This is a genomic window from Mesorhizobium sp. WSM3879, from assembly GCF_002294915.1.
Classification (GTDB): domain Bacteria; phylum Pseudomonadota; class Alphaproteobacteria; order Rhizobiales; family Rhizobiaceae; genus Mesorhizobium.
In genome coordinates, this window is the sequence record NZ_NSFZ01000010.1 from 105,310 (window position 1) to 124,573 (window position 19,264).

General features: G+C 63.6%; 18 protein-coding genes and 2 tRNA genes. 7 read left to right on the forward strand and 13 right to left on the reverse strand.

Features of this window, described 5'->3' with window-relative positions:
• Positions 1-10 precede the first annotated feature (10 nt).
• Complete coding sequence (locus CK218_RS21930) at positions 11-1,489, reverse strand: ABC transporter substrate-binding protein (protein ID WP_095780788.1); 1,479 nt, start codon at positions 1,487-1,489, stop codon at positions 11-13.
• A 115-nt stretch (positions 1,490-1,604) separates the two neighbouring features.
• Positions 1,605-2,882 (reverse strand): acetylornithine deacetylase/succinyl-diaminopimelate desuccinylase family protein, encoded by a 1,278-nt coding sequence (locus CK218_RS21935; RefSeq protein WP_095828924.1) that lies wholly within the window; start codon positions 2,880-2,882, stop codon positions 1,605-1,607.
• 256 nt (positions 2,883-3,138) lie between these two features.
• On the opposite strand from CK218_RS21935, the gene CK218_RS21940 reads away from it, so the two are divergent.
• Positions 3,139-3,570 (forward strand): L,D-transpeptidase, encoded by a 432-nt coding sequence (locus CK218_RS21940; protein ID WP_066999783.1) that lies wholly within the window; start codon positions 3,139-3,141, stop codon positions 3,568-3,570.
• 188 nt (positions 3,571-3,758) lie between these two features.
• On the forward strand, positions 3,759-4,604 hold the full coding sequence (locus CK218_RS21945; RefSeq protein ID WP_143749675.1) for a hypothetical protein: 846 nt from the start codon (positions 3,759-3,761) through the stop codon (positions 4,602-4,604).
• A 73-nt stretch (positions 4,605-4,677) separates the two neighbouring features.
• Here CK218_RS21945 and CK218_RS21950 read toward each other — a convergent pair whose 3' ends face one another.
• The 9 genes from CK218_RS21950 to CK218_RS21990 form a co-directional block, all read right to left on the reverse strand.
• On the reverse strand, positions 4,678-5,664 hold the full coding sequence (locus tag CK218_RS21950) for a lipid A biosynthesis lauroyl acyltransferase (RefSeq protein WP_095828867.1): 987 nt from the start codon (positions 5,662-5,664) through the stop codon (positions 4,678-4,680).
• 6 nt (positions 5,665-5,670) lie between these two features.
• Positions 5,671-6,699: a zinc-binding dehydrogenase gene (locus CK218_RS21955; RefSeq protein WP_066999792.1), complete on the reverse strand. Its 1,029-nt coding sequence runs from the start codon at positions 6,697-6,699 to the stop codon at positions 5,671-5,673.
• 38 nt (positions 6,700-6,737) lie between these two features.
• Positions 6,738-8,009 (reverse strand): beta-ketoacyl-ACP synthase, encoded by a 1,272-nt coding sequence (locus CK218_RS21960; protein WP_066999795.1) that lies wholly within the window; start codon positions 8,007-8,009, stop codon positions 6,738-6,740.
• Between the two features lie 17 nt (positions 8,010-8,026).
• On the reverse strand, positions 8,027-9,217 hold the full coding sequence (locus tag CK218_RS21965; RefSeq protein ID WP_095828868.1) for a beta-ketoacyl-ACP synthase: 1,191 nt from the start codon (positions 9,215-9,217) through the stop codon (positions 8,027-8,029).
• A 45-nt stretch (positions 9,218-9,262) separates the two neighbouring features.
• Positions 9,263-9,544 (reverse strand): acyl carrier protein, encoded by a 282-nt coding sequence (locus CK218_RS21970; RefSeq protein WP_095828869.1) that lies wholly within the window; start codon positions 9,542-9,544, stop codon positions 9,263-9,265.
• 177 nt (positions 9,545-9,721) lie between these two features.
• The gene (locus CK218_RS21975) at positions 9,722-10,867 is read right to left on the reverse strand and encodes a slipin family protein (RefSeq protein ID WP_095828870.1); all 1,146 of its coding nucleotides are present in this window, start codon (positions 10,865-10,867) and stop codon (positions 9,722-9,724) included.
• A gap of 352 nt (positions 10,868-11,219) precedes the next feature.
• Positions 11,220-11,288 (reverse strand) — tRNA-Met (locus tag CK218_RS21980).
• Positions 11,289-11,362, reverse strand: a tRNA-OTHER gene (locus tag CK218_RS21985).
• A gap of 221 nt (positions 11,363-11,583) precedes the next feature.
• On the reverse strand, positions 11,584-12,132 hold the full coding sequence (locus CK218_RS21990) for a histidine phosphatase family protein (RefSeq protein WP_066999807.1): 549 nt from the start codon (positions 12,130-12,132) through the stop codon (positions 11,584-11,586).
• Between the two features lie 164 nt (positions 12,133-12,296).
• On the opposite strand from CK218_RS21990, the gene CK218_RS21995 reads away from it, so the two are divergent.
• The 3 genes from CK218_RS21995 to CK218_RS22005 all read left to right on the forward strand — a co-directional run bounded on the left by CK218_RS21995 (position 12,297) and on the right by CK218_RS22005 (position 15,976).
• Positions 12,297-13,247: an AEC family transporter gene (locus CK218_RS21995; RefSeq protein ID WP_066999816.1), complete on the forward strand. Its 951-nt coding sequence runs from the start codon at positions 12,297-12,299 to the stop codon at positions 13,245-13,247.
• A gap of 152 nt (positions 13,248-13,399) precedes the next feature.
• Positions 13,400-14,857, forward strand: coding sequence for an NAD-dependent succinate-semialdehyde dehydrogenase (locus CK218_RS22000; protein ID WP_095778551.1), 1,458 nt, complete (start codon positions 13,400-13,402; stop codon positions 14,855-14,857).
• A gap of 96 nt (positions 14,858-14,953) precedes the next feature.
• Entirely contained in the window at positions 14,954-15,976 is a 1,023-nt protein-coding gene (locus tag CK218_RS22005) for an aldose epimerase family protein (RefSeq protein WP_095778465.1), read from the forward strand.
• On the opposite strand, the gene CK218_RS22010 is transcribed toward CK218_RS22005, so the two are convergent.
• The gene (locus tag CK218_RS22010; RefSeq protein WP_095828871.1) at positions 15,973-16,893 is read right to left on the reverse strand and encodes a sugar kinase; all 921 of its coding nucleotides are present in this window, start codon (positions 16,891-16,893) and stop codon (positions 15,973-15,975) included. The genes CK218_RS22005 and CK218_RS22010 overlap by 4 nt on opposite strands.
• A 154-nt stretch (positions 16,894-17,047) precedes the next feature.
• Here CK218_RS22010 and CK218_RS22015 point away from each other — a divergent pair, with 154 nt between their 5' ends.
• Positions 17,048-17,491, forward strand: coding sequence for a FixH family protein (locus CK218_RS22015; protein ID WP_095828925.1), 444 nt, complete (start codon positions 17,048-17,050; stop codon positions 17,489-17,491).
• Positions 17,492-17,498: 7 nt separating this feature from the next.
• Positions 17,499-18,707: a cytochrome c peroxidase gene (locus CK218_RS22020; protein ID WP_095828872.1), complete on the forward strand. Its 1,209-nt coding sequence runs from the start codon at positions 17,499-17,501 to the stop codon at positions 18,705-18,707.
• Between the two features lie 60 nt (positions 18,708-18,767).
• Here the strand turns inward: CK218_RS22020 and CK218_RS22025 are convergent, their stop codons facing one another.
• The gene (locus CK218_RS22025) at positions 18,768-19,220 is read right to left on the reverse strand and encodes an Lrp/AsnC ligand binding domain-containing protein (RefSeq protein WP_095780776.1); all 453 of its coding nucleotides are present in this window, start codon (positions 19,218-19,220) and stop codon (positions 18,768-18,770) included.
• Between the last annotated feature and the right edge of the window lie 44 nt (positions 19,221-19,264).

A 19,264-nucleotide genomic window follows, 5' to 3' on the forward strand; every position in this document is an offset into this window, starting at 1 on the left:
GCGCCGGCCGTCAATCCGTCCACTTCACCTTGGTAAGGTCATTGGCCTGAATCGGTGCATTCTCCCACAGGCCCTGCAGCTTCGCGTCCCAGACCCCGACCTTCGGCAGCTCGTAAAGGAAGCCGACCACGGCGTCGTCGGCCAGGATCTTCTGCGCCTCTGCCAGCAGCTCTTTCCGCTTCGCCTCGTCCGAGGTCAGGTTGAGCTTGGCGATGATGGCGTCGAAGGCCGGGTTGTCGTAGTTGAAGTAATAGTCCTTGCGCGAATAGATATCGATGTCGTTCGGCTCGGTGTGGGAGACGATGGTGAGGTCGTAGTCCTTCTTGGTGAAGACCTGATCCAGCCATTGCGCCCATTCGACGGGGATGATCTCCAGATCGATGCCGACATCGCGCAGCTCGGACGCGATGATCTCGCCGCCAAGCCGCGCATAGGACGGCGGCGGAAGCTTCAGCGTCGCCTTGAAGCCTTTTTCTAGGCCGGCTTCCTTCAGCAGTTCCTTGGCCTTGTCGACATTGTGCGGATAGAGGCCGGTGAGGTCGACATAGTCTTTGTTGGCGGGCGACATATGCGAGCCGATCGGCACGCCGAGGCCCGCCGAGGCGCCGTCGATGATCGCCTTGCGGTCGAGCGCGAAGGAGATGGCCTGGCGCACCTGGAGCTTGTCGAAGGGCGGCTTCTTGTTGTTGATCGAAAGAATCGTCTCGCCTTCGGTGGAGCCGATCACCACCTTGAAACGCGGATCGTCCTTGACCTGAGCGACGCTGTCGGGATCGAAGAAGGGGAAGGCCTGGATGTCGCCGGAAAGCAGCGCCGGCACGGCCGCGGCGGCATCGGGTACGATGCGGAACTCGACCTTGTCGAGCGCAACCGGGGCACCCCAGTAGTTATCCGACTTCACAAGCGTGATCGACGAGCCCTTGGCCCAGCTCTGGAACTTGAAGGGGCCGGTGCCGACCGGCTTTTCCTTGTTGGTGTCGGCCGATTTCGGTGACACGATCACCGCGTCGCCCCAGCCCATATTGTACAGGAAGGAGCCTTGCGGGTTTTTCAGCGTGACCTTCACCGTCGCCGGATCGACGACATCGACCTTGTCGATCTGCGCGAACAGCCCCTTTTGGGCGTTGACCGAATTGTCGGCCCGGGCACGGTCGAGAGAGAATTTCACGTCATCGGCGCTGAAATCGCTGCCGTCGTGGAATTTCACGCCGGTGTGCAGCTTGAAAGTGTAGATCTTGCCGTCATCCGAGATGGTCCAGCTTTCGGCAAGGTCGGGGATCACCTCGCCGTTCGGACCGATGCGGGTGAGACCTTCGAAGACATTGGCGTAGAGCACCTCGTCGATGGCGGCGGCGGCGCCCGCGGTCGGATCGAGATGCGGGGGTTCGAGCGGAATGCCGATGACGAGGTCGGTGCGGGCCGAAAATGCCGACGTGGCGGCAGCGAAAGTAAGCACAGCGGCGGCCAAAATGGTCTTCCACAGTTTCATTGCCGAACTCCCATGCGGTCAAACGGACAAGCCCAGCCGATAGAAGCGTGATTTGGCCTGTGAGTAAATTGCGTTTCGTGCTGCCGGGTGGCGCCAAGGGAAATGTTTTTCCCGATCAGCCGGTCGTACCGCGCAGCAGCACGTCGAGGCCGATCGCCATCACCTTGGCCGCGTCCACCATGTCGGCGATGCCCACCCATTCGTCCGGCCGATGCGCGAGATCGAGGATGCCGGGGCCATAAGCGATGCAGTCATAGATCTGGCCAATGCGGGCAACATGCTTCTGGTCGTAGGTACCGGGCGAGATGACGTATTCCGGCTCGCGGTCGAAGATTTCCATGATGCCCTTGGCGACGGCTTTCACCACCGGCGCGTCGCGCTCGGTCATCAGCGGCAGCACCTCCATCAGGTCGCGGATCTCGTAGTCGAACTTTTCTCGCTCGCGCTTCAGCCGGTCGAGGATGCCGGTGACTTCACCCTTGACGGTGGTGAGGTCTTCCTCGAGCAGGAAGCGGCGGTCGATGGTCAGCCGGCAGGAATCCGGCACGTTGGGCGAGGGCAGTCCCGGCCGGAAATCCTCGGTCTGGCCGCCATGGACGGAATTGATGTTCATGGTCGAGCGCCGGGCGCCCTCGGGCACCACCGGCATGCGCGTCACCTTGCGGTCGAGCGCCGGGAAAAGCTCGTCCTCGAAGGCCTGCACGACGGCGCCCATATGGCGCACCGCATTGTCGCCGAGGAACGGCATCGAGCCATGCGCGATCTCGCCCTTGGTCTCGATCTCGGCCCACCAGACCCCGCGATGGCCAAGGCAGATGCGGTCCTTGTTCAGCGGCTCGGGGATGATGACGTGGTCGACCTTCGGCTTCGAGAAATAGCCGAGCTTCGCCAGATGGGCGACGCCGCCGAACCCGCCGGATTCCTCGTCGACCGTGCCGGATATCTCTATGGCGCCGGGAAAGTCGGGGTAGACCTCCATGAAGGCTTCGGCGGCAATGACAGAAGCCGCCAGCCCGCCTTTCATGTCGCAGGCGCCGCGGCCGTAGACCCTATCTTCCTTCACCAGGCCGGCGAAAGGATCGACGGTCCAGCCTTCGCCGGCCTCGACCACGTCGATATGCGAGTTGAAATGGACGCAGGCACCGGGCGAGCGGCCGTCGAAGCGGGCGACGACATTGACGCGCGGGTAGCGGTCGGTGTCGCCGGGCGTGCCTTCTGCGCGAATGAATTCGGTTTCGAAGCCGAGCTTCTTGAGGCGTGCGCCGAGATACTCGGCACATGGCCGGTAGGCCTCGCCGGGCGGATTGACGGTCGGAAAGCGGATGAGCTCGGCGGTCAGCGCGATCAGGTCGTCGACCCGGTCATCGACGGCCCGGAGGAGTCGTTCATTCATCCTGCCGATTGAAAAAGCAACGCGGCGCTTTTGCAAGCTGCCTTTCGCGGTTGCCGGACAATGATTGAGGACAGGCTCGCGCTTAAACCGTTGAGAGTGGGTGGCGGCCCAGCAACTATGACGGGAAATCATTCAAATTCGCGAAATCGAATTGGCGAATTTGTCAAGGAGTGTGTGGTACTTAACGCACCTGCCGGCAAAAATGATGGAAAAGAGACCACGTGATGGCAGGGGGCAATCGAAGGGGGTTCATCGCATGAAAAAATCCAGCCTCATGGCGGCCGTGCTGGCAACCACGTTGCTCGGCACGTCGATCGCAAGCCGGGCGGCTTCGCTGGTCGCCAATATCGACGTCTCGACGCAGACGATGACCGTCAGCAGATACGGCCAGGTGCTGTATCGCTGGAATGTATCGACGGCCCGTAGGGGCTACTTCACACCGCGCGGCAGCTACCGGCCGCAATGGACCGCGCGGATGTGGTACTCGCGCAAGTATGACAATTCGCCGATGCCGTATTCGGTGTTCTTCCGCGGCGGCTACGCCATTCACGGCACCGGCGCCGTGAAGTATCTCGGGCGTCCGGCCTCGCATGGCTGCGTGCGCCTGCATACGGCCAATGCCGCGACTTTCTATTCGATGGTGAAGGAAGCCGGCTACGGCAACACGCGAATCGTCGTCACCGATTGAAACGGGCCGGAGAGGGCTGCCTAGGCCGCAGGCAGCATTTGATGGCTGCGCCTGCTCGGAGCGTTGCAGCAATGCCGCACATGCTTCGAAAACAAACAGCTTATACTAGCGTGAGCATCGCCGAAGCTGGTTTGCATGACGGCGCAGTGGTAAGTACGAAGCGTTGTTCTGGCTGCTTGGGGACTTTAATGTATCGATTTCTATTGAGCGCTGCGATCGCGGCAACCGCAACCTCGGCTTTTGCTGCCGATGCACCCGTTCTTCTGGACCAGGAACTCGCGCAGCCGCATATATCAGGTTATGGCGAAATCTATCTCGGAGGTCTCTATTTCGCGACCCCCGGGGACGACTCGGATGGCACGACTGCCGGCGGCGCTGTTCGGGTGAATTTCCCGATCGACGCCCGCTGGAACATCCAGACTGACGGGGTGATCGATTCGCTTTGGGTCGAAGGCACGAACATCTACAGCTACGGCGGTGCGATCCACGGTTACTGGCGCGATCCGAGCTCATATGCGCTGGGTGGATTTGCGACGATAAACGGATTTGGCGGCGATAACGGCATCGGTGACTTAGACCTTTATACCTTCACTGTCGGTCCAGAGGCTCAGGCCTATTTCGGCAACGTGACGATCTACGGGCAGGCCTACTACGGGCAGTTGCGGGCCAGCGCCGAGTCCGAACATTTCGACAATTGGGGCGGCCGGGGTGTCGTGCGGTATTTCGCGCAAGACAATCTCCGCTTCGACGGTGAACTCGGCTTCTCGCGGCTGTCCGGTTTTGGCGGACATTTCGATACGGTAACGGCGGCATTGCAGGCTACTTATCGGTTCTCGGGGACCCCTTGGTCGGTATTTGGCCGCTATCAGCTGGATCACCTGACCTTCTCGGAAGCTTCAGGCACCGTGAACACCCACAAATACGTGGTTGGCCTGCGGGCAAGCTTCGGCTCGGACACACTGCTTTCCGAGGATCGCAACGGTGCCACGATGGATACGTTCCGGCCGAACTTCACCATCCCCGCTCCGCTTTGAGACATCTGAACCTGGAGCCGCGTGGACTTAGTCCTCGCGGCTTTGCGTTGCGCATGGGACGTTCTGGGCCGCTTTAGCTGACCTTGGCCTGCTCACGCCGCTTACGTCGGCGGCCGCTCATCTCCCAGCGCTTGTGGAACCACATCCACTGTCCGGGATCCTCGCGCACCCAGCGCTCGACGATGTCGGCGAGCAGCTGCGTGGTGGCGTGAACATCGACGCTGCCGGTTTCGGTGCGCGGCAAGTCGAGCTTGTCTTCGATTTCCAATCGGAAACGGTTTCCCGGCAGCCTGACGCAGCGCGCCGGATAGACATCGCAGTCATAGTGGCGGGCGAGCATGCCCAGCACGGGATTGCTCTGGCAGGGGCGACCAAAGAAGGTCGTCTCGACGCCGTTCGTGAATTTCTGATCGACCAGCACGCCGATATTGCCGCCGTTTTCCAGGATGGCGGCGAGGGCAAACGATGCGCCGGTCGAGGACGGCAGCAGGCCTCCCATGCTCGAGCGGCGTGTCGAGTGGATGTAGTCGGCAAGGTAGGGATTGTTGGGCGGGCGGAACAGCGCCGTGATGTTCATGCCGAAGGTGGCGGCGGCGACCGGCAAAAGCTCGAAATTGCCGAGATGGCCGGTGAACAGGATATGCGGCTTCTTTTCGCCTGCGATTTCGACGAAATGCTCGATACCGCTGACCTCGACCCGGCCCGGCTTGGCGGCATTCGGGTCAAAATCGAAGAGGGCATCGAGGAAGATGTATTCGGCGGCAAGCCGGGCCATGTTGCCCCACATGTCGGACGCGATGGCCTCGATTTCGGCATCGCTCTTTTGCGGATAGGCAAGGCGCAGATTGTTGACGGCTACCCTGTGCCGTCCGACCATCGGCCCGATGCGGCGGGCGACGCGGTCGGCGAAGTTGAGCGCGCTGTCAGGCGGCAAAAGGCGCAGCAGGCCGATGATCGCCATGGCAAGCCGCGCCACCAGCCAGTGCTCCATTTGGCGTAGCCGCCGGCCATAGCGGAACATGAGGTCCCGGCGGGCTTTCTTGAGCACCTTGCCGACCATCTTGTCTTAGGAAACGCGAAGAATGATCTTGCCGAAGACGTCGCGGCCTTCCATGCGCTTCAGCGCGGCGTCGATGTCGTCGAAGCCGACTTCGGTGTCGATCACGGGCGCGACGAGACCGGCCGCCATCTTCTGCATGGCATCGGCCATGTTCTCCATGCGGCAGCCGAAGGAGCCGAGCAGCTTCAGCTGTTGCTGGAAAAGCTGCATCAGGTTGACCTGCGTCGAGACGCCGGAGGTCGAGCCGCAGGTGACGAGGCGGCCGCCGCGCTTCAGGCACAGCATCGAGCCGGCAAAGGTGTCGGCGCCGACATGCTCGAACACGACATCGACGCCCTTCTTCTTCGTCAGCTTGCGCACCACGCCTTCGAAGCGATCCTCGCGATAGTTGATGACATGGTCGGCACCAAGCGCCTTCGCCTTGTCGATCTTGTCGTTCGAGCCGACCGTAGTGATGACCGTGCAGCCCATGCGCTTCGCCAATTGGATGGCTGCGGAGCCGATGCCGGAGCCGCCGGCATGGACGAGGATGGTCTCACCGGGCTCCAGTTTCGCGTTGTCGAACAGCATATGCTCGACCGTGCCGAAGGTGACGGGTGCGACGGCAGCGCCGATCTCGGAGACACCGGGCGGCGCAGGCACCAGGAGACGGGCAGGCAGGTTGATCTTTTCCTGCGCGAAGCCGTCGAGATGAAAACCGTGGACGCCGGAGACGTGCTCGCAAAGATTGTCGCGGCCCTCGCGGCAGGCACGGCAGAGCCCGCAGGTTCGCGCGCCGTAGATCGACACCAGTTGCCCCGGCAGGAGGGTGGAGACGCCGGGTCCGACCGCCTCGACCTCGCCCGAGGCTTCGGCGCCGACGACCAGCGGCAGCTTGCGCTTGGCGAAGGCCATGCCGCGCCAGCCCCAGACGTCGATATGGTTGAGCGCCACCGCCTTGATGCGGAGCGTCACTTCACCTTGCGAAGGCGGCGGGGGAGGCGGAAGGTCCACCGTTTCAAGGCGGCGGTCCTCGATAAGTTGCAATGCGCGCATTTGGCCTGTCGGTACTTTGGAAGCGGGAAAACATCCGCTTAGACCGGTTCCCGCGCCATGACAAGGCAGGTGTTCTGGCCGCCGAAACCGAAGGAATTCGACAGAACCGTGCCGACCTCGGCGTTGCGCTTCTTGTTTGGCACCACGTCGAGCACGATTGCCGGATCAGGATTGTCGTAATTGATGGTCGGCGGGATGACGCTTTCGCGCATGGTCATCAGCGAGAACGCGGCCTCGACCGCGCCGGCAGCGGACAGCGTGTGGCCGATCATCGACTTGTTCGACGAGATCGGCATCGAGCCGATCCGCTCGCCGAACACGGTCGACAGCGACAGATGCTCCATCTTGTCGTTTTCCGGCGTCGAGGTGCCGTGCGCGTTGACGTAGTCGATCTCGTCTTCGCTCAAGCCGGCATCCGCAAGGGCGGCGCGTACCGCGGCGATGGCCGGCGAACCGTCAGGCTTGGAGCGGGTGCGGTGGAAGTCGTCGGCGCGCTCGCCGCAGCCGCGCATGATGCCGAGGATCGTGGCACCCCGGGTAAGTGCCGCCTCCAGCGATTCCAGCACCAGCGCGCCGGAACCTTCGGCAAGGACAAAACCGTCGCGGTCCTTGGAGAAGGGTTTCGAGGCCTTTTCGGGAATGTCGTTGTGGGTGGAAAGCGCCGAGAGCAGCGAGAAGCGGATCAGGGCTTCGGCCGTGGCGGAGCCATCGGCGCCGATCGACAGCGCCTTGTCGCATTCGCCGCGGCGGATGGCCTCGACACCGAGCTGGATGGCGGTGGCGCCTGACGCGCAGGCTGTCGACAGCGTGATCGGCAGGCCGCGCGTGCCAAAACGATCGGCCAGGCGATCGGCGATCGAGCCGAACTGGGTGGTCTCGAAAATGCCGAGCTCCTTCAGTCCGCGCGCCACGCGCAGCAATCTCTCGGAACCGCTTTCCTTCTTGTCGGAATTGTAGAGCGAGAAGCGGTCGGCCCAATCGAGCTCGACCGGCGGCGAGGCGAGAAAGAGCGGGCCGCCGAAATCGCCGGAATCGAGGCCGGCCTCCGACACCGCCTCCTGGGCGGCCGTCTCGGCCAGTTCGTAGGTGAGGGGACTGGCACCCTTGGAGCTCGACGGCAGGAAATCGACCATGCCGGAGATGCGGGTGTTCAGATGATCGACGGGAAAACGGGTGATCGGATGGATGCCGGACTTTCCCGAGGTCAGCGCCGCCCAGTTGTCGGCCTTGCCGACGCCAAGCGAAGTCACCACGCCGATGCCGGTCACGGCGACGATCGGCCTGCCCATGTGATCGCGGAGATTGGCCATGTTCTGTCTGTCTCGCTCTAAGCGGCCTTGATCAGCCCCAGGCCCTCGAATTGGTGATAGCCGATAGCCGTTGCAAGGACGGAGCTGGGGGCGCCTTCGAATGGTTGCTCCACTGTGGCATCGAAGACAGGGTAGGGGGCCTTGCGGTCGACGGCGAGCGCGGCAAGCGCCACGGCGAAGGGGAACTGCGCTTCCTTCATGTGGCCGGTGAGCGTCGAGAAGGCGCGCACTGCAAGCGCCGGGTTGGCATCGAGTGCCACCTTTTCGGCCGTCGTGGCGGCATGGGCGCCGGAGGCACCGGAAATGGTCAGCAATTCGCCGGCGGGCAGCGCCGCCTGCTTCAGCAAAGCGGCGATTTCGGCATTCAGCTCGCCGCGCCGGCGCCTCGCCCGGCCGGAAACCACAGGACCGAGCTCAGCATAGATCTTGCGACCCCGGCTCTGCGCATGCTCGCGCTGTTCGAGCACCAAGAAAGCGCCGCCCGAGCCCGTCACCACGCCGCCGCCTTCCGCGCCCTGTCTTTGCCAGACCGGTCTCCACGGGCCGCGATGCAGATAGCCGGCGAGCTCATAGCCGAGCAGCATGTCTGAGTGCTCGGTCTGGAAGGCGCCGCCGACCAGCAGATGGGTCGACTGGCCGGAGCGGATGCGCGCGGCGGCCGTCTCAACGGCAGAGACGCCGGCGCCTTCCTCGCCCATGAAGGTGCGAGACGAGCCGGTGACCTTGTGCACGATGGAGATGTTGCCGGCGAGCAGATTGGAAAGCTGGGCGAGGAACAGCGTCGGCCGCAATTCCGTGGTCAGCTTCTCGTTGAGCAGCACGTCGCGGTCGTTGCGGCTCTCGGATGCTGCGAGGATCGCGCTGTCCACGGCCTCGTCGCGCTCGCCGCCGCCGGCCGCCACAACCATGTCCATGGTCGCGCAAAGCTCGTCATTGCCCTTGATGCCGGCGTCGTCCAGCGCCAGGCCGGCGACATAGGTGCCGAGCCGCTGCCAGGTCTCCATCTGGCGCTGGTCGCCGCGCTTGGCGATCTGCAGGTTCCAGTCGATCTCGGGCAGGGGATGAATTGTGTAGGGCGCAAAGCGCGTCGCATCGAGCACCGGCTCAACGCCCGGCCGGGTCAGCTTCTGCCAATGCGCGTCTGGTCCTTCTCCCAGGGAAGAGACAAGGCCGATGCCGGTGATGACGACGTCGCGCGGGCTGCTCATGAGCGGCTTTGCTGGTCAGGCTGGAGGCGGGGCAAGTCGCGCTCTTCAGGCGGGCTTGGCCGCGACCAGCGCGTCGATCTTGGCGCACAGGTTCTGCATGACGAAGTAGTCGTCGGTCGAAGCCTTGCCGTCATTAACCTCTTGCGTCCACTTCTCGAGCGGCACCTTGATGCCGAATTCCTTGTCGATGGCAAAGACGATGTCGAGGAAATCGAGGCTGTCGATGCCGAGATCGTCGATGGTATGGCTTTCGGGCGTGATGGTGTCGATATCGATCTCGCTGGTGTCGGCAATGATCTTGGCGACTTTCTCGAACGTGGTGGACAAGGGCTCTTCCTTCGGTTGCGGGCGGAATCTGTCCGCATCTTGTTTTGGCGCTGTCTAATCGGTTTTTCCGGGCAGGAAAAGGCCTGACACGCCGGGCGCAGATGGGATGCCGGCTTTGTGGACGCAAGAAGGGCCGCCGGGCAACCGGCGGCCCTTCCCATTTTACGTGGCGTAAGCTCAGCCTTCGCGGAGCTTGACCAGATCGTTGAGCAGCCCGCCCGTCCCGTTGTGGACAGTCAGGCGCTCGACCTTGCCGGCGATGGCCTCGAGAGCCTCAAGCTCCTTCAGCCGCAGCATCACCGGATTCTCGGCCATCACCTTGGCCGTGTTGAGCAGCGAACGCGTGGCGTTCGTCTCCTCGCGGCGGCGGATGACGTTTGCCTCGGCCTGCTTCTCGGCCGAAACCACCTGGTTGAGGATCTCGCGCATCTCGCCCGGCAGGATCACATCCTTAAGCGCGATATCGCTGACTTCGAGGCCGATCGCGGCCATGTCGGAACGCACCTTGGCGGCTGCCTCCTCATCGACCGTGATCTTCTTGTCGAGGATCTGGTCGAGGGTGAGCGCGCCGAGCGTCTTGCGGAAGGCGTACTGCAGGGCGCGGTAGAGGGCTTCCGAGAAGTCCTTCACCGTGCTCACCGCCGTCACCGGATCGACGACCCGGTATTCGGCGGCGATGTTGACGCGGATCGTCACGCGATCCTTGGTCAGCACTTCCTGCCCGGCGACATCAAGCGACTGCCGCTTGAGGTCGACGACCTTCACCTGGACCATGCGCCCGACATTCCAGAAGGCGTGCACACCCGCGGCAAGCGTGCGGGTGTAGACGCCGTCCACGAACAGCAGACCGACCTGACCGTCCACGACCGGATGCAGGAACATGTGTTCCGTCTTTCGGGCCTGGCCGATCCGGCGCATCAAGGCCGGATCGACGGCCAGATCGGCCGCCGTGTCGACGGAGGTCACCGTCCACGGGCCGGCATCCGTCCACAGCACGAGCTTGCGATCCGGAGCGAGAACGGCATGAAGGGCGCCGTCGCGCTCGATCACGGCAATGTCGGTGCGCCCGGTGCGAACCACGGTGAAGTGACGCGCGGCCGCATCCGGGAGCTTGTCGAACAATGCCTTCTCGTAGGCCGAAACGAATTCCGGGTTCTTCAGGTCGTGCCTGGAGATTTCCAGGTTTCCGCGCCGGTTGTCGAGCCAATGTTCGCCCGGCATCAGGACAGCCTGGATCTCGCCCTTGTAGAGGGCGACGGCACGTTCATTTTCCTTCACGAGGACGCGCTGGCGTCCCAGAACCTTTTCGAGAATGGTCTTCATTGTCTTACTCCTGTCGGGCATGGCCCCATGCGAGGCGTCACGTCATGCGTCGATCGTCCTTTCGTTTCTCGTTTCGTTTCCCGGCACGGATGATCCGGAGACCGGTGGCATCGCCAGAGGCGGGCCTTCGGGAGCGGATCGCGGGGCGGCAAGGCGGGCGCCGGCGCCCGAAGGCTCCTTTGCCGGCATTGCCGCGCCTTGATCGTCACCGCGAGCCTGGCCGCGAGCCGATGGCATCGGACCGTTCGATACGGCATCGGCCCGAAGGCTTAGCCGTCCGTCAGGTCTTCTGCATTCCGGTCCCCGGACCGTTTTGGATAACACCACCCAAAGGTGTCGGCTTAACAGGCCGTTGGAGAAGGAATCGAACCTTCGACAATCAGATTATGAGTCTGACGCTCTAACCAAACTGAGCTATCCGTGGTGCTGATGAAGGGACTCGAACCCCTGACCTCCGGACCCAAATCCGGCGCTCTTCCTCTGAGCTACATCGGCGATCCCAACACTCCGAAACGGCGCCGTACACAGCGCGGCAAAGCCGGCTGCGCGGGCGGAGACGAAAGCTCCAACCGTTGTGCTCGCTTCGGTTTTCGTGACCGGGAGCGCGCCTATAGACCCTGCGACGGCTTGTCGCAAGCGGCATTATCGCGGGGGCTTGCGGCTTCTTGCGGCTGTGGCATTTCGGCCACAGTGCTGAGCTGGGCAGACCTATGCCGTCAGAAGGTGACGCGGCCGAGCACTTTGAGGCCGTCTCCATTAGGCGCCACGACCACGGCCTCGCCCTCGCGCGGCGAGACGCCGGTGAGCGCCTGGATGTTTTCCAGATGCGTGACCAGCACCAGATTGTCAGAGCCGGAATAGCCCCGGATCTCCTTCATCACCGCCTCCATCTGAGCGGCCTTCTCAGCCGAATCGGTCTTGAGCAAGTCGAGCGGCGCAAATGGTTTCGGTTCGGCCTCGAAAGCGATGCGGGCGGTGTCAAGGCAGCGGCAGTAGCGGCTGGAGAGCACACGCTCGATGGGCGCCGCGCGCGCCGCAAACAGCGCCCCGATGCGGCTTGACTGCTGCTTGCCGCGCTCGGACAGGTTGAGCTGGGTGGCGCAATTGCCGATGTCGAAATTCGCCGGATCGGTGGTCCCGGTGACGAAGGCATGCCTAAGCAGGACGATATGGCCGCCATCGCGCAGCAGCGCCCAGCCGGCGTCGGTTGCGTGGGCGAGGGTGGGAACGGCAAGCAGGAAAAGCGCCAGGGCAAGTCGCAGCATGTGAAGTCCTTATGGCGGCCGGGAGAGGCCGGGGCCATGATCGGCATATAGGGACCGCAAAGCCGGCTGAAAAACAAGCAGAGGACCAACGGTCGGCCGGAGAACGGCCGATTGCACAGCGCTCGGGGCTTGCCTATCACGGGAAAGATGTCTCCGCCCGAACAATGACGCCGCTCACCGAAACCGTCCTCTTCGTCTTCAGTCTCGTTGCGCTCGGCTATTTCGCCGGCCGTACCGGCTATCTGAAGCCGGTGAGTGGTGAGGGCATATCCGAGTTCGCCGTCAACGTGGCTATGCCGCTGCTCTTGTTCCAGACGATGGTGCAGTCCGATTTCCATGGCGTGGCGCCATGGTCGCTGTGGAGCGCCTATTTTGCGGCGGTTGCCATCACCTGGTCCGCCGGGCACCTGGTCATGACGCGGCTCTTCGGCCGCGATGCCCGTGCCGGCATCGTCGGCGGCGTGTCCTCGGCCTATTCCAATGTCGTGCTGCTTGGCGCGCCCTTCATCCTCGGCATATTCGGCACCAGCGGCTTCGAGGTGCTGTCGCTGCTGGTCTCGATCCACCTGCCTGTCATGATGATGGCGTCAATCGTGCTGTTCGAGATGTTCGGCCGTCGCGGCGAGGAGTCCGTGCATCCGTTGCGCGTCATCCGGAATTTCCTCAGGCGGCTGTTCGTCAACCCGCTTATCGTTGGCATTCTCGCGGGGCTCGCCTGGCGCTTCACCGGCGCGCCGATGCCGCCGCTGATCGGGCGGCTGGTCGACGCTCTGGCCGATACGGCCGGGCCGGTGGCGCTGTTTGCGATGGGGCTCAGCCTGTGCCGCTTCGGCATATCCGGCAACATCCGCCCGGCGCTCGCGCTGTCGGCGCTGAAACTCTTCCTGATGCCGGCCTTGGTGCTGCTCGCGGTCTGGCTGCTCGGCCTGCCGCCGCTGACGGCAAAGGTCGCCGTCGTCGTGGCGGCACTGCCTTCCGGCATCAATTCCTATCTCATCGCCGTCCAATTCAACACCGGCCAGGCGCTGGCGTCCAACCAGATGACGATCGCCACGGCCAGCGCGGTGCTCACCACATCCTTCTGGCTGACGGTGGTCCTGCACGTGTTCGGCTAGCGCTCGTTTTTGCTGGCCCAACCCCCATATGCCATCTTGTGATTGCTTGCCGGGCTTTCCCTAGGTAAGAGCAATGCGCCGGCGTGCAGCCTTGCACGCCCCCGAATATCCAGAAAAACGGCCGATCAGCGCGCCGAAACGGAGGCCAGACCATGCTTCAGAAAACCAGTCATTTCATGCGCCAGGCCAATCTCATCAACGGCGAATGGGTGCAGGCCGACAGCGGGCAGACCATCGACGTCAACAATCCGGCGACCGGCCTGAAGATCGGCACCGTGCCGAAGGCCGGCAAGGCCGAAACCCGCCGCGCCATCGAGGCCGCCGATGAAGCATTCAAGAGCTGGCGCAAGACCACCGCGCTCGAGCGCTCGAAGCTTCTGCGCAAGCTGCACGACGCAATGATGGACAATCAGGACGTGCTGGCCGAGTTGCTCACCATCGAGCAGGGCAAGTCGCTGTTCGAATCCAAGGGCGAGATCGGCTCGGCCGCGAGCTATATCCTGTGGTTCGCCGAGGAAGGCCGCCGCACCTATGGCGACATCGTGCCGTCGCCCTGGGGCGACCGCCGCATCCTGGTGACGAAGGAGCCGGTCGGCGTCATTGCCGCCATCACGCCGTGGAACTTCCCGTCCTCGATGCTCGCCCGCAAGCTCGGACCGGCGCTGGCCGCGGGCTGCACGGCCGTGGTCAAACCGGCCTCGCAGACGCCTTATTCGGGCCTCGCCTGGGGCGCGCTCGCCGAAGAGGTCGGCTTCCCCAAGGGCGTCATCAACATCCTGACCGGTTCGGCCGGCGAGATCGGCGACGAGATCTGCGCCAACCCGCTGGTCAAGAAGATCACCTTCACCGGCTCGACCGAGGTCGGCAAGATCCTGATTCAGAAGTCGTCGACGACGGTCAAGAAAGTGTCAATGGAACTCGGCGGCAATGCTCCGTTCCTGGTCTTCGACGATGCCGACATCGATCGCGCCGTCACCGGCGCCATCACCGCGAAGTACCGCAATTCCGGCCAGACCTGCGTCTGCACCAACCGCTTCCTCGTCCAGGCGGGTATCTATGACAAGTTCGTCGAGAAGCTGGCCGCTGCCAGCAACAGTCTGAAGGTCGGCTCCGGCCTGGAAGAAGGCGTGCAGCAGGGGCCGCTGATCGACGAGAAAGCGGTCGAGAAGGTCGAGGAACTGATCGCCGATGCCACCTCGAAGGGCGGCAAGGTCGTTGCCGGCGGCAATCGCCATGCGCTCGGCGGCTCGTTCTTCCAGCCGACGGTCATCGCCGACGCCACGCCCAAGATGCGCTTCATGAAGGAAGAGATCTTCGGGCCGGTCGCCCCGGTGTTCAAGTTCGAGACCGAGGAAGAAGCGATCGCATTGGCCAACGACACCGAGTTCGGCCTCGCCTGCTATTTCTACACCGGCGATCTCGGCCGCGCCTTCCGCGTCATGGAAGGGCTGAAATACGGCATGGTCGGGGTCAATGAAGGCCTGATCACCACGCCCGAGGCGCCGTTCGGCGGCGTCAAGGAATCGGGCCTCGGCAAGGAAGGCGGACATCAGGGCATCGAGGACTATCTCGACACCAAATATGTCTGCATCGGCGGCCTCGGCCTCTGACACCGCTCGACTGGTGGGGCAGGCATCAGGCCTGCCCTTGCCGGAGACGGCCGGCGTAGTCCACAGATCAATGAACTGACGTTTTCGGGCACAGCGATGAAGGACGGCGAGGTCTTCGGCACGACGCAGGCGGGCGAGGCCGTTCGCCGCTTCACCATCCGTGGCGGTGGTCTCACGGCCAACATCATCGGGCTTGGCGCGATCATCCAGGATCTGCGGCTCGCCGGCCATGATGCGCCGCTGGTGATGGGCTACGACCAGTTCGAGCCCTATGAGACCGACCGCGCCTATTTCGGCGCCGTCGTCGGCCGCTTCGCCAATCGCATTCGCGACGGTCGCTTCACCATCGCCGGCAAGCGCTACCAGACCGAGCGCAATTTTCTAGGGAAACACACGCTGCATGGCGGCTCGGAGGGCTATTTCCACCGGCCATGGTCGGTCTCGCTGCACGGGCGCGATTTCGTGACGCTGACACTGCACGATCCCGATGGCACGATGGGCTTTCCAGGCGCGCTGGACGTCACCTGCACCTACCGGCTGAAGATCCCCGGCACGCTCAGCATGGAACTGACCGCCACATGCGAGGAGCCGACGCTCTGTAATCTTGCGCAGCACTCCTACTTCAATCTCGACGACGGGGGCGCGGGCGACATTCTCGACCACCGGCTGATGCTCAATGCCGGCGCTTATACGCCCGTCGACGCAGAGATGATCCCGACCGGCGCGGTGAAGCCTGTCGACGGCACGCCCTATGACTTCCGCCAGGCGCGGCCGCTGCGCATGGAATCGGAAGGAGAGCAGCTTCCCTACGATCTGAATTACTGCCTCGCCTCCAGCCGTGGACCGCTGCACCAGGCAGCCTGGGTGCAGGGCGCCAGTTCCGGCGTCGAAATGGAAGTCTGGACCACCGAGCCCGGCCTGCAGCTCTATATCGGCCAGTATGTCGCGCCGTCCTCCCCTGGGCTGGACGGGCGCGGCTACAAAGCCTTTTCAGGCTTCTGCCTCGAAGCTCAGACCTGGCCCGACGCGCCGAACCGGCCCTATTTTCCACAGGCCACGCTTTGGCCGGGCCAGATCTACCATCAGGTGACGGAATACAGGTTCCGGCTCCCTAGCTAGATCCCAAAGGCTGTTCTTAGAATCTCGAACGGCGCGAGCGCGCCGCGCACCTGTACGACGGCCGCAGCCACCCGATGCGCGCGCCGAACCGCGTCGCCTGGGGCGTGACCGGCAAGCCGGGCGGCGAGATAGCCGCCGTTGAAGGAATCGCCGGCGCCGGTAGTATCGACAGGCGAGGCGACATGCACTGCCTCGATTGTTTTCGAGGCGCCGTCCACGGCAATCAATGCCGGCTGCTCGCCGTTCTTGACGACAACCTCGCCGACCACTCCTCCGAGACGCCTGGCAGTTGTTTCCGGCGCCTCATCGCCAAACAGCATCTGCTCATCCGGAAAAGTGGGCAATGCGATATCCGCGACGGCGAGCGCTTCCAAGATCGCAGCCTGCGCGGTTTCACGGCTCGGCCACAGCCTGGGACGGTAATTCGGGTCAAAGGCGACCAGCGAACCCGCCGCGCGTGCCGTCGCGACGGCCGAAAGCAGGGTTTTGCGCGCGGCATCATCCAGAATTGCCAAAGTGATTCCGGAAAAATAGACAAGCGCCTGGTTTTCAAGACTTTTCGCCAGTGCCGCTGCATCGGAGGCAAGCTGGCGCGCGGCAGCATCGCTTCGCCAGTAAGTGAAGGCGCGCTCGGCTCCAGTGAGCGTGATGGCGTAAAGGCCCGGTCTTGCGCCGGCAATGACCGGGCTGCTGCCGATATCGATGCCGTTCTGGGCTAAGAACGCGATCTGATCGCGGGAAAAAGGGTCGTCGCCGAAGGCCGAGACATAGGTCGCGGGCCGGCCGGGGCTGAGCGCATGCAGCGCCCATAGCGTATTGAAGGTGTCGCCGGCAAAGCCCATACGCCAGTTCGGTCCTGCCTGGCCCGACAGTTCGAGCATGCATTCGCCGATCGACGCGACACCATTGGCTTCCATATGACTTGTCCTCCTAAAGCTTTGGTGCTGTAGCTTTTTGCAGCCGGCAGCGCCATGCTTGGCGCAGGCCGATTTTTGCGCCAGAAGCGATTTCCCACAGGCGGGAGGGATGCTGCGCGCAGCCCGCGACGTTATCAGCCGAAGAGGAGCCGGTTTGGCATCGATATGGCGTTACATTCTTGCGGGTCTCGGTCTTGCTGCCCTGCTGGTCGGCATTCTGACCGTCGTCTACCTGACGGCGCCGCATTCGGCACCGGGCCCCGATACGTCGCGTTCGAAAAAGACGGCGAGCGGCCTGTTCGTTGCGAGCTTCGAGCCGGAGCGCGGCGTCATCCGGCAGGGCGAGCTGCAATCCTGGCTGCTGACACTGAAGTCCTCCGCCGGCGCTCCGGTGGAGGGCGCCGCGATCACCGTTTCCGGCGGCATGCCGCAGCACAATCACGGCCTGCCGACCAGCCCGCAGGCGACCGACTATATGGGGGCGGGACGCTACCGCATCGACGGCGTGAAATTCACCATGAGCGGCTGGTGGCAATTGCGCTTCGCGATCTCGGCGGCGGCGGGTTCCGATTCCGTCGTCTTCAACATCGTGTTGTGAGCGGCCGATGAAGCGTCTTCTCCGCCTCGCAAGCCTGTCCGCTCTGGCTGCGCTCGCTTGGCTTGGCGGTTGCGGCGAGCCCGAGTTCAGCGACGCCGAGAAGAAGGCCATCGCCTCGCTGGCGTTGAACACGCCGCCGGCGCTCAAAGCGGACACGACGAACCAGTATGCCGATGTGCCGGCCGCCGCGGCGCTCGGATCGACGCTGTTCTTCGATGTCGGCATGAGCCGCGACGGCACGGTGTCCTGCTCGACCTGCCACAAGATCGACCGTCAGTTCCAGGACGACCTGCCGCGGGCGGTCGGCGTCGGCCACACCAATCGCCGAACCATGCCGCTGGCCGGCGTGGCGCGCGATCCTTGGTTCTTCTGGGACGGACGCCGCGACAGTTTGTGGGCGCAAGCGCTGACGCCGCTCGAAAACCCGCTGGAGCAGGCCGGCAACCGCGCGGCCTTCGCGCATTACATCAAGGAGCGGTTCGGCGAGCGCTATGAGCGCATTTTCGGGCCGCTGCCCGATCTTTCCACCGTGCCGGCCAATGCCAGCCCGCTCGGCACCGAGGCCGAAAAGGCGGCATGGAACGCCATGCCCGCCAGCCAGGCCGAAGACGTCAACCGCGTCTTTGCCAATATCGGCAAGGCAATCGCGGCCTTCGAGCGCTCGATCGAACCTGGGCAGACGCGTTTCGACCGCTTCGCGATCGACCTCGCGACCGGCACCAAGCCGCAAGGCGATGCTGCCTTCTCGCCGGAAGAGATCCTCGGGCTGAAGCTGTTCATCGGCAAGGCCAATTGCGTGGCCTGCCATAACGGGCCGCGCTTCACCGACAATTCGTTCCACAACACCGGCGTGCCGCCGGTCAAGGATCTGCCGCCCGACCGCGGCCGGGTCGATGCCGTGGCTCAAGTGCAGGCGGACCCGTTCAACTGCTTCGGCAAGTTCCGCGACGGCGATGAAAGCGCCTGCCGCGAATTGCGTTTCATGGTGAAGGACGGGCAGCAACTCGTGCGCGCCTACAAGACGCCGTCGCTCAGGGGGGCAGCTACGCGTGCGCCCTATATGCATGCCGGGCAGTTCTCGACCCTCGACGAGGTGGTGGCTCGTTATTCGAAAGCGGCGCCCAGCGTTGAAGGCGTTTCGGAGATCCACCCGCTCGAGCTTTCCGATCGCGAGCGCGCGGCTCTGGTGGCGTTCCTGAAGACTCTGTCGGAGTAGAGTCTTAATTTTGCGCGATTCCCGGACGGAAAACGGCTGCGCACCTTTCCTGGAATTGCGCTAGCGATCCTTCACCGTTTCCATCGCCACGAAGGTCGAAGTCTGTGCCACGTGGGGAAGGGCCGAAATGCGCTCGCCGAGCACGCGGCGGTAGGCGGCGATATCGGTGGTGCGGACCTTCAGGAGATAGTCGAAGCTCGACGCCATCATATGGCACTGCTCGATCTCCGGCACGCCGTGCACCGCGCGGTTGAACGCGTCGAGCGCCGCCGAGCGCGTATCCGACAGCTTCACCTGGACGAAGGCGACATGGCCTTCGCCCATGCGCTCCCGGTCGATGATCGCGCGATAGCCTCTGATGTAGCCCTCCTTCTCAAGACGCTTCACACGGGCCTGCACCGGGGTCTTCGACAGCCCGACCTTCAAAGCCAGCTCGGACATTGAAAGCCGGCCGTCGCGCCCGAGCGCGGCCAGGATGTTGCGGTCAATGCGGTCCAATTGGTCTTCGCTCATCGATCTTATGGTCAAAATGACAGGAGTTGAGCCGCTACGATAGC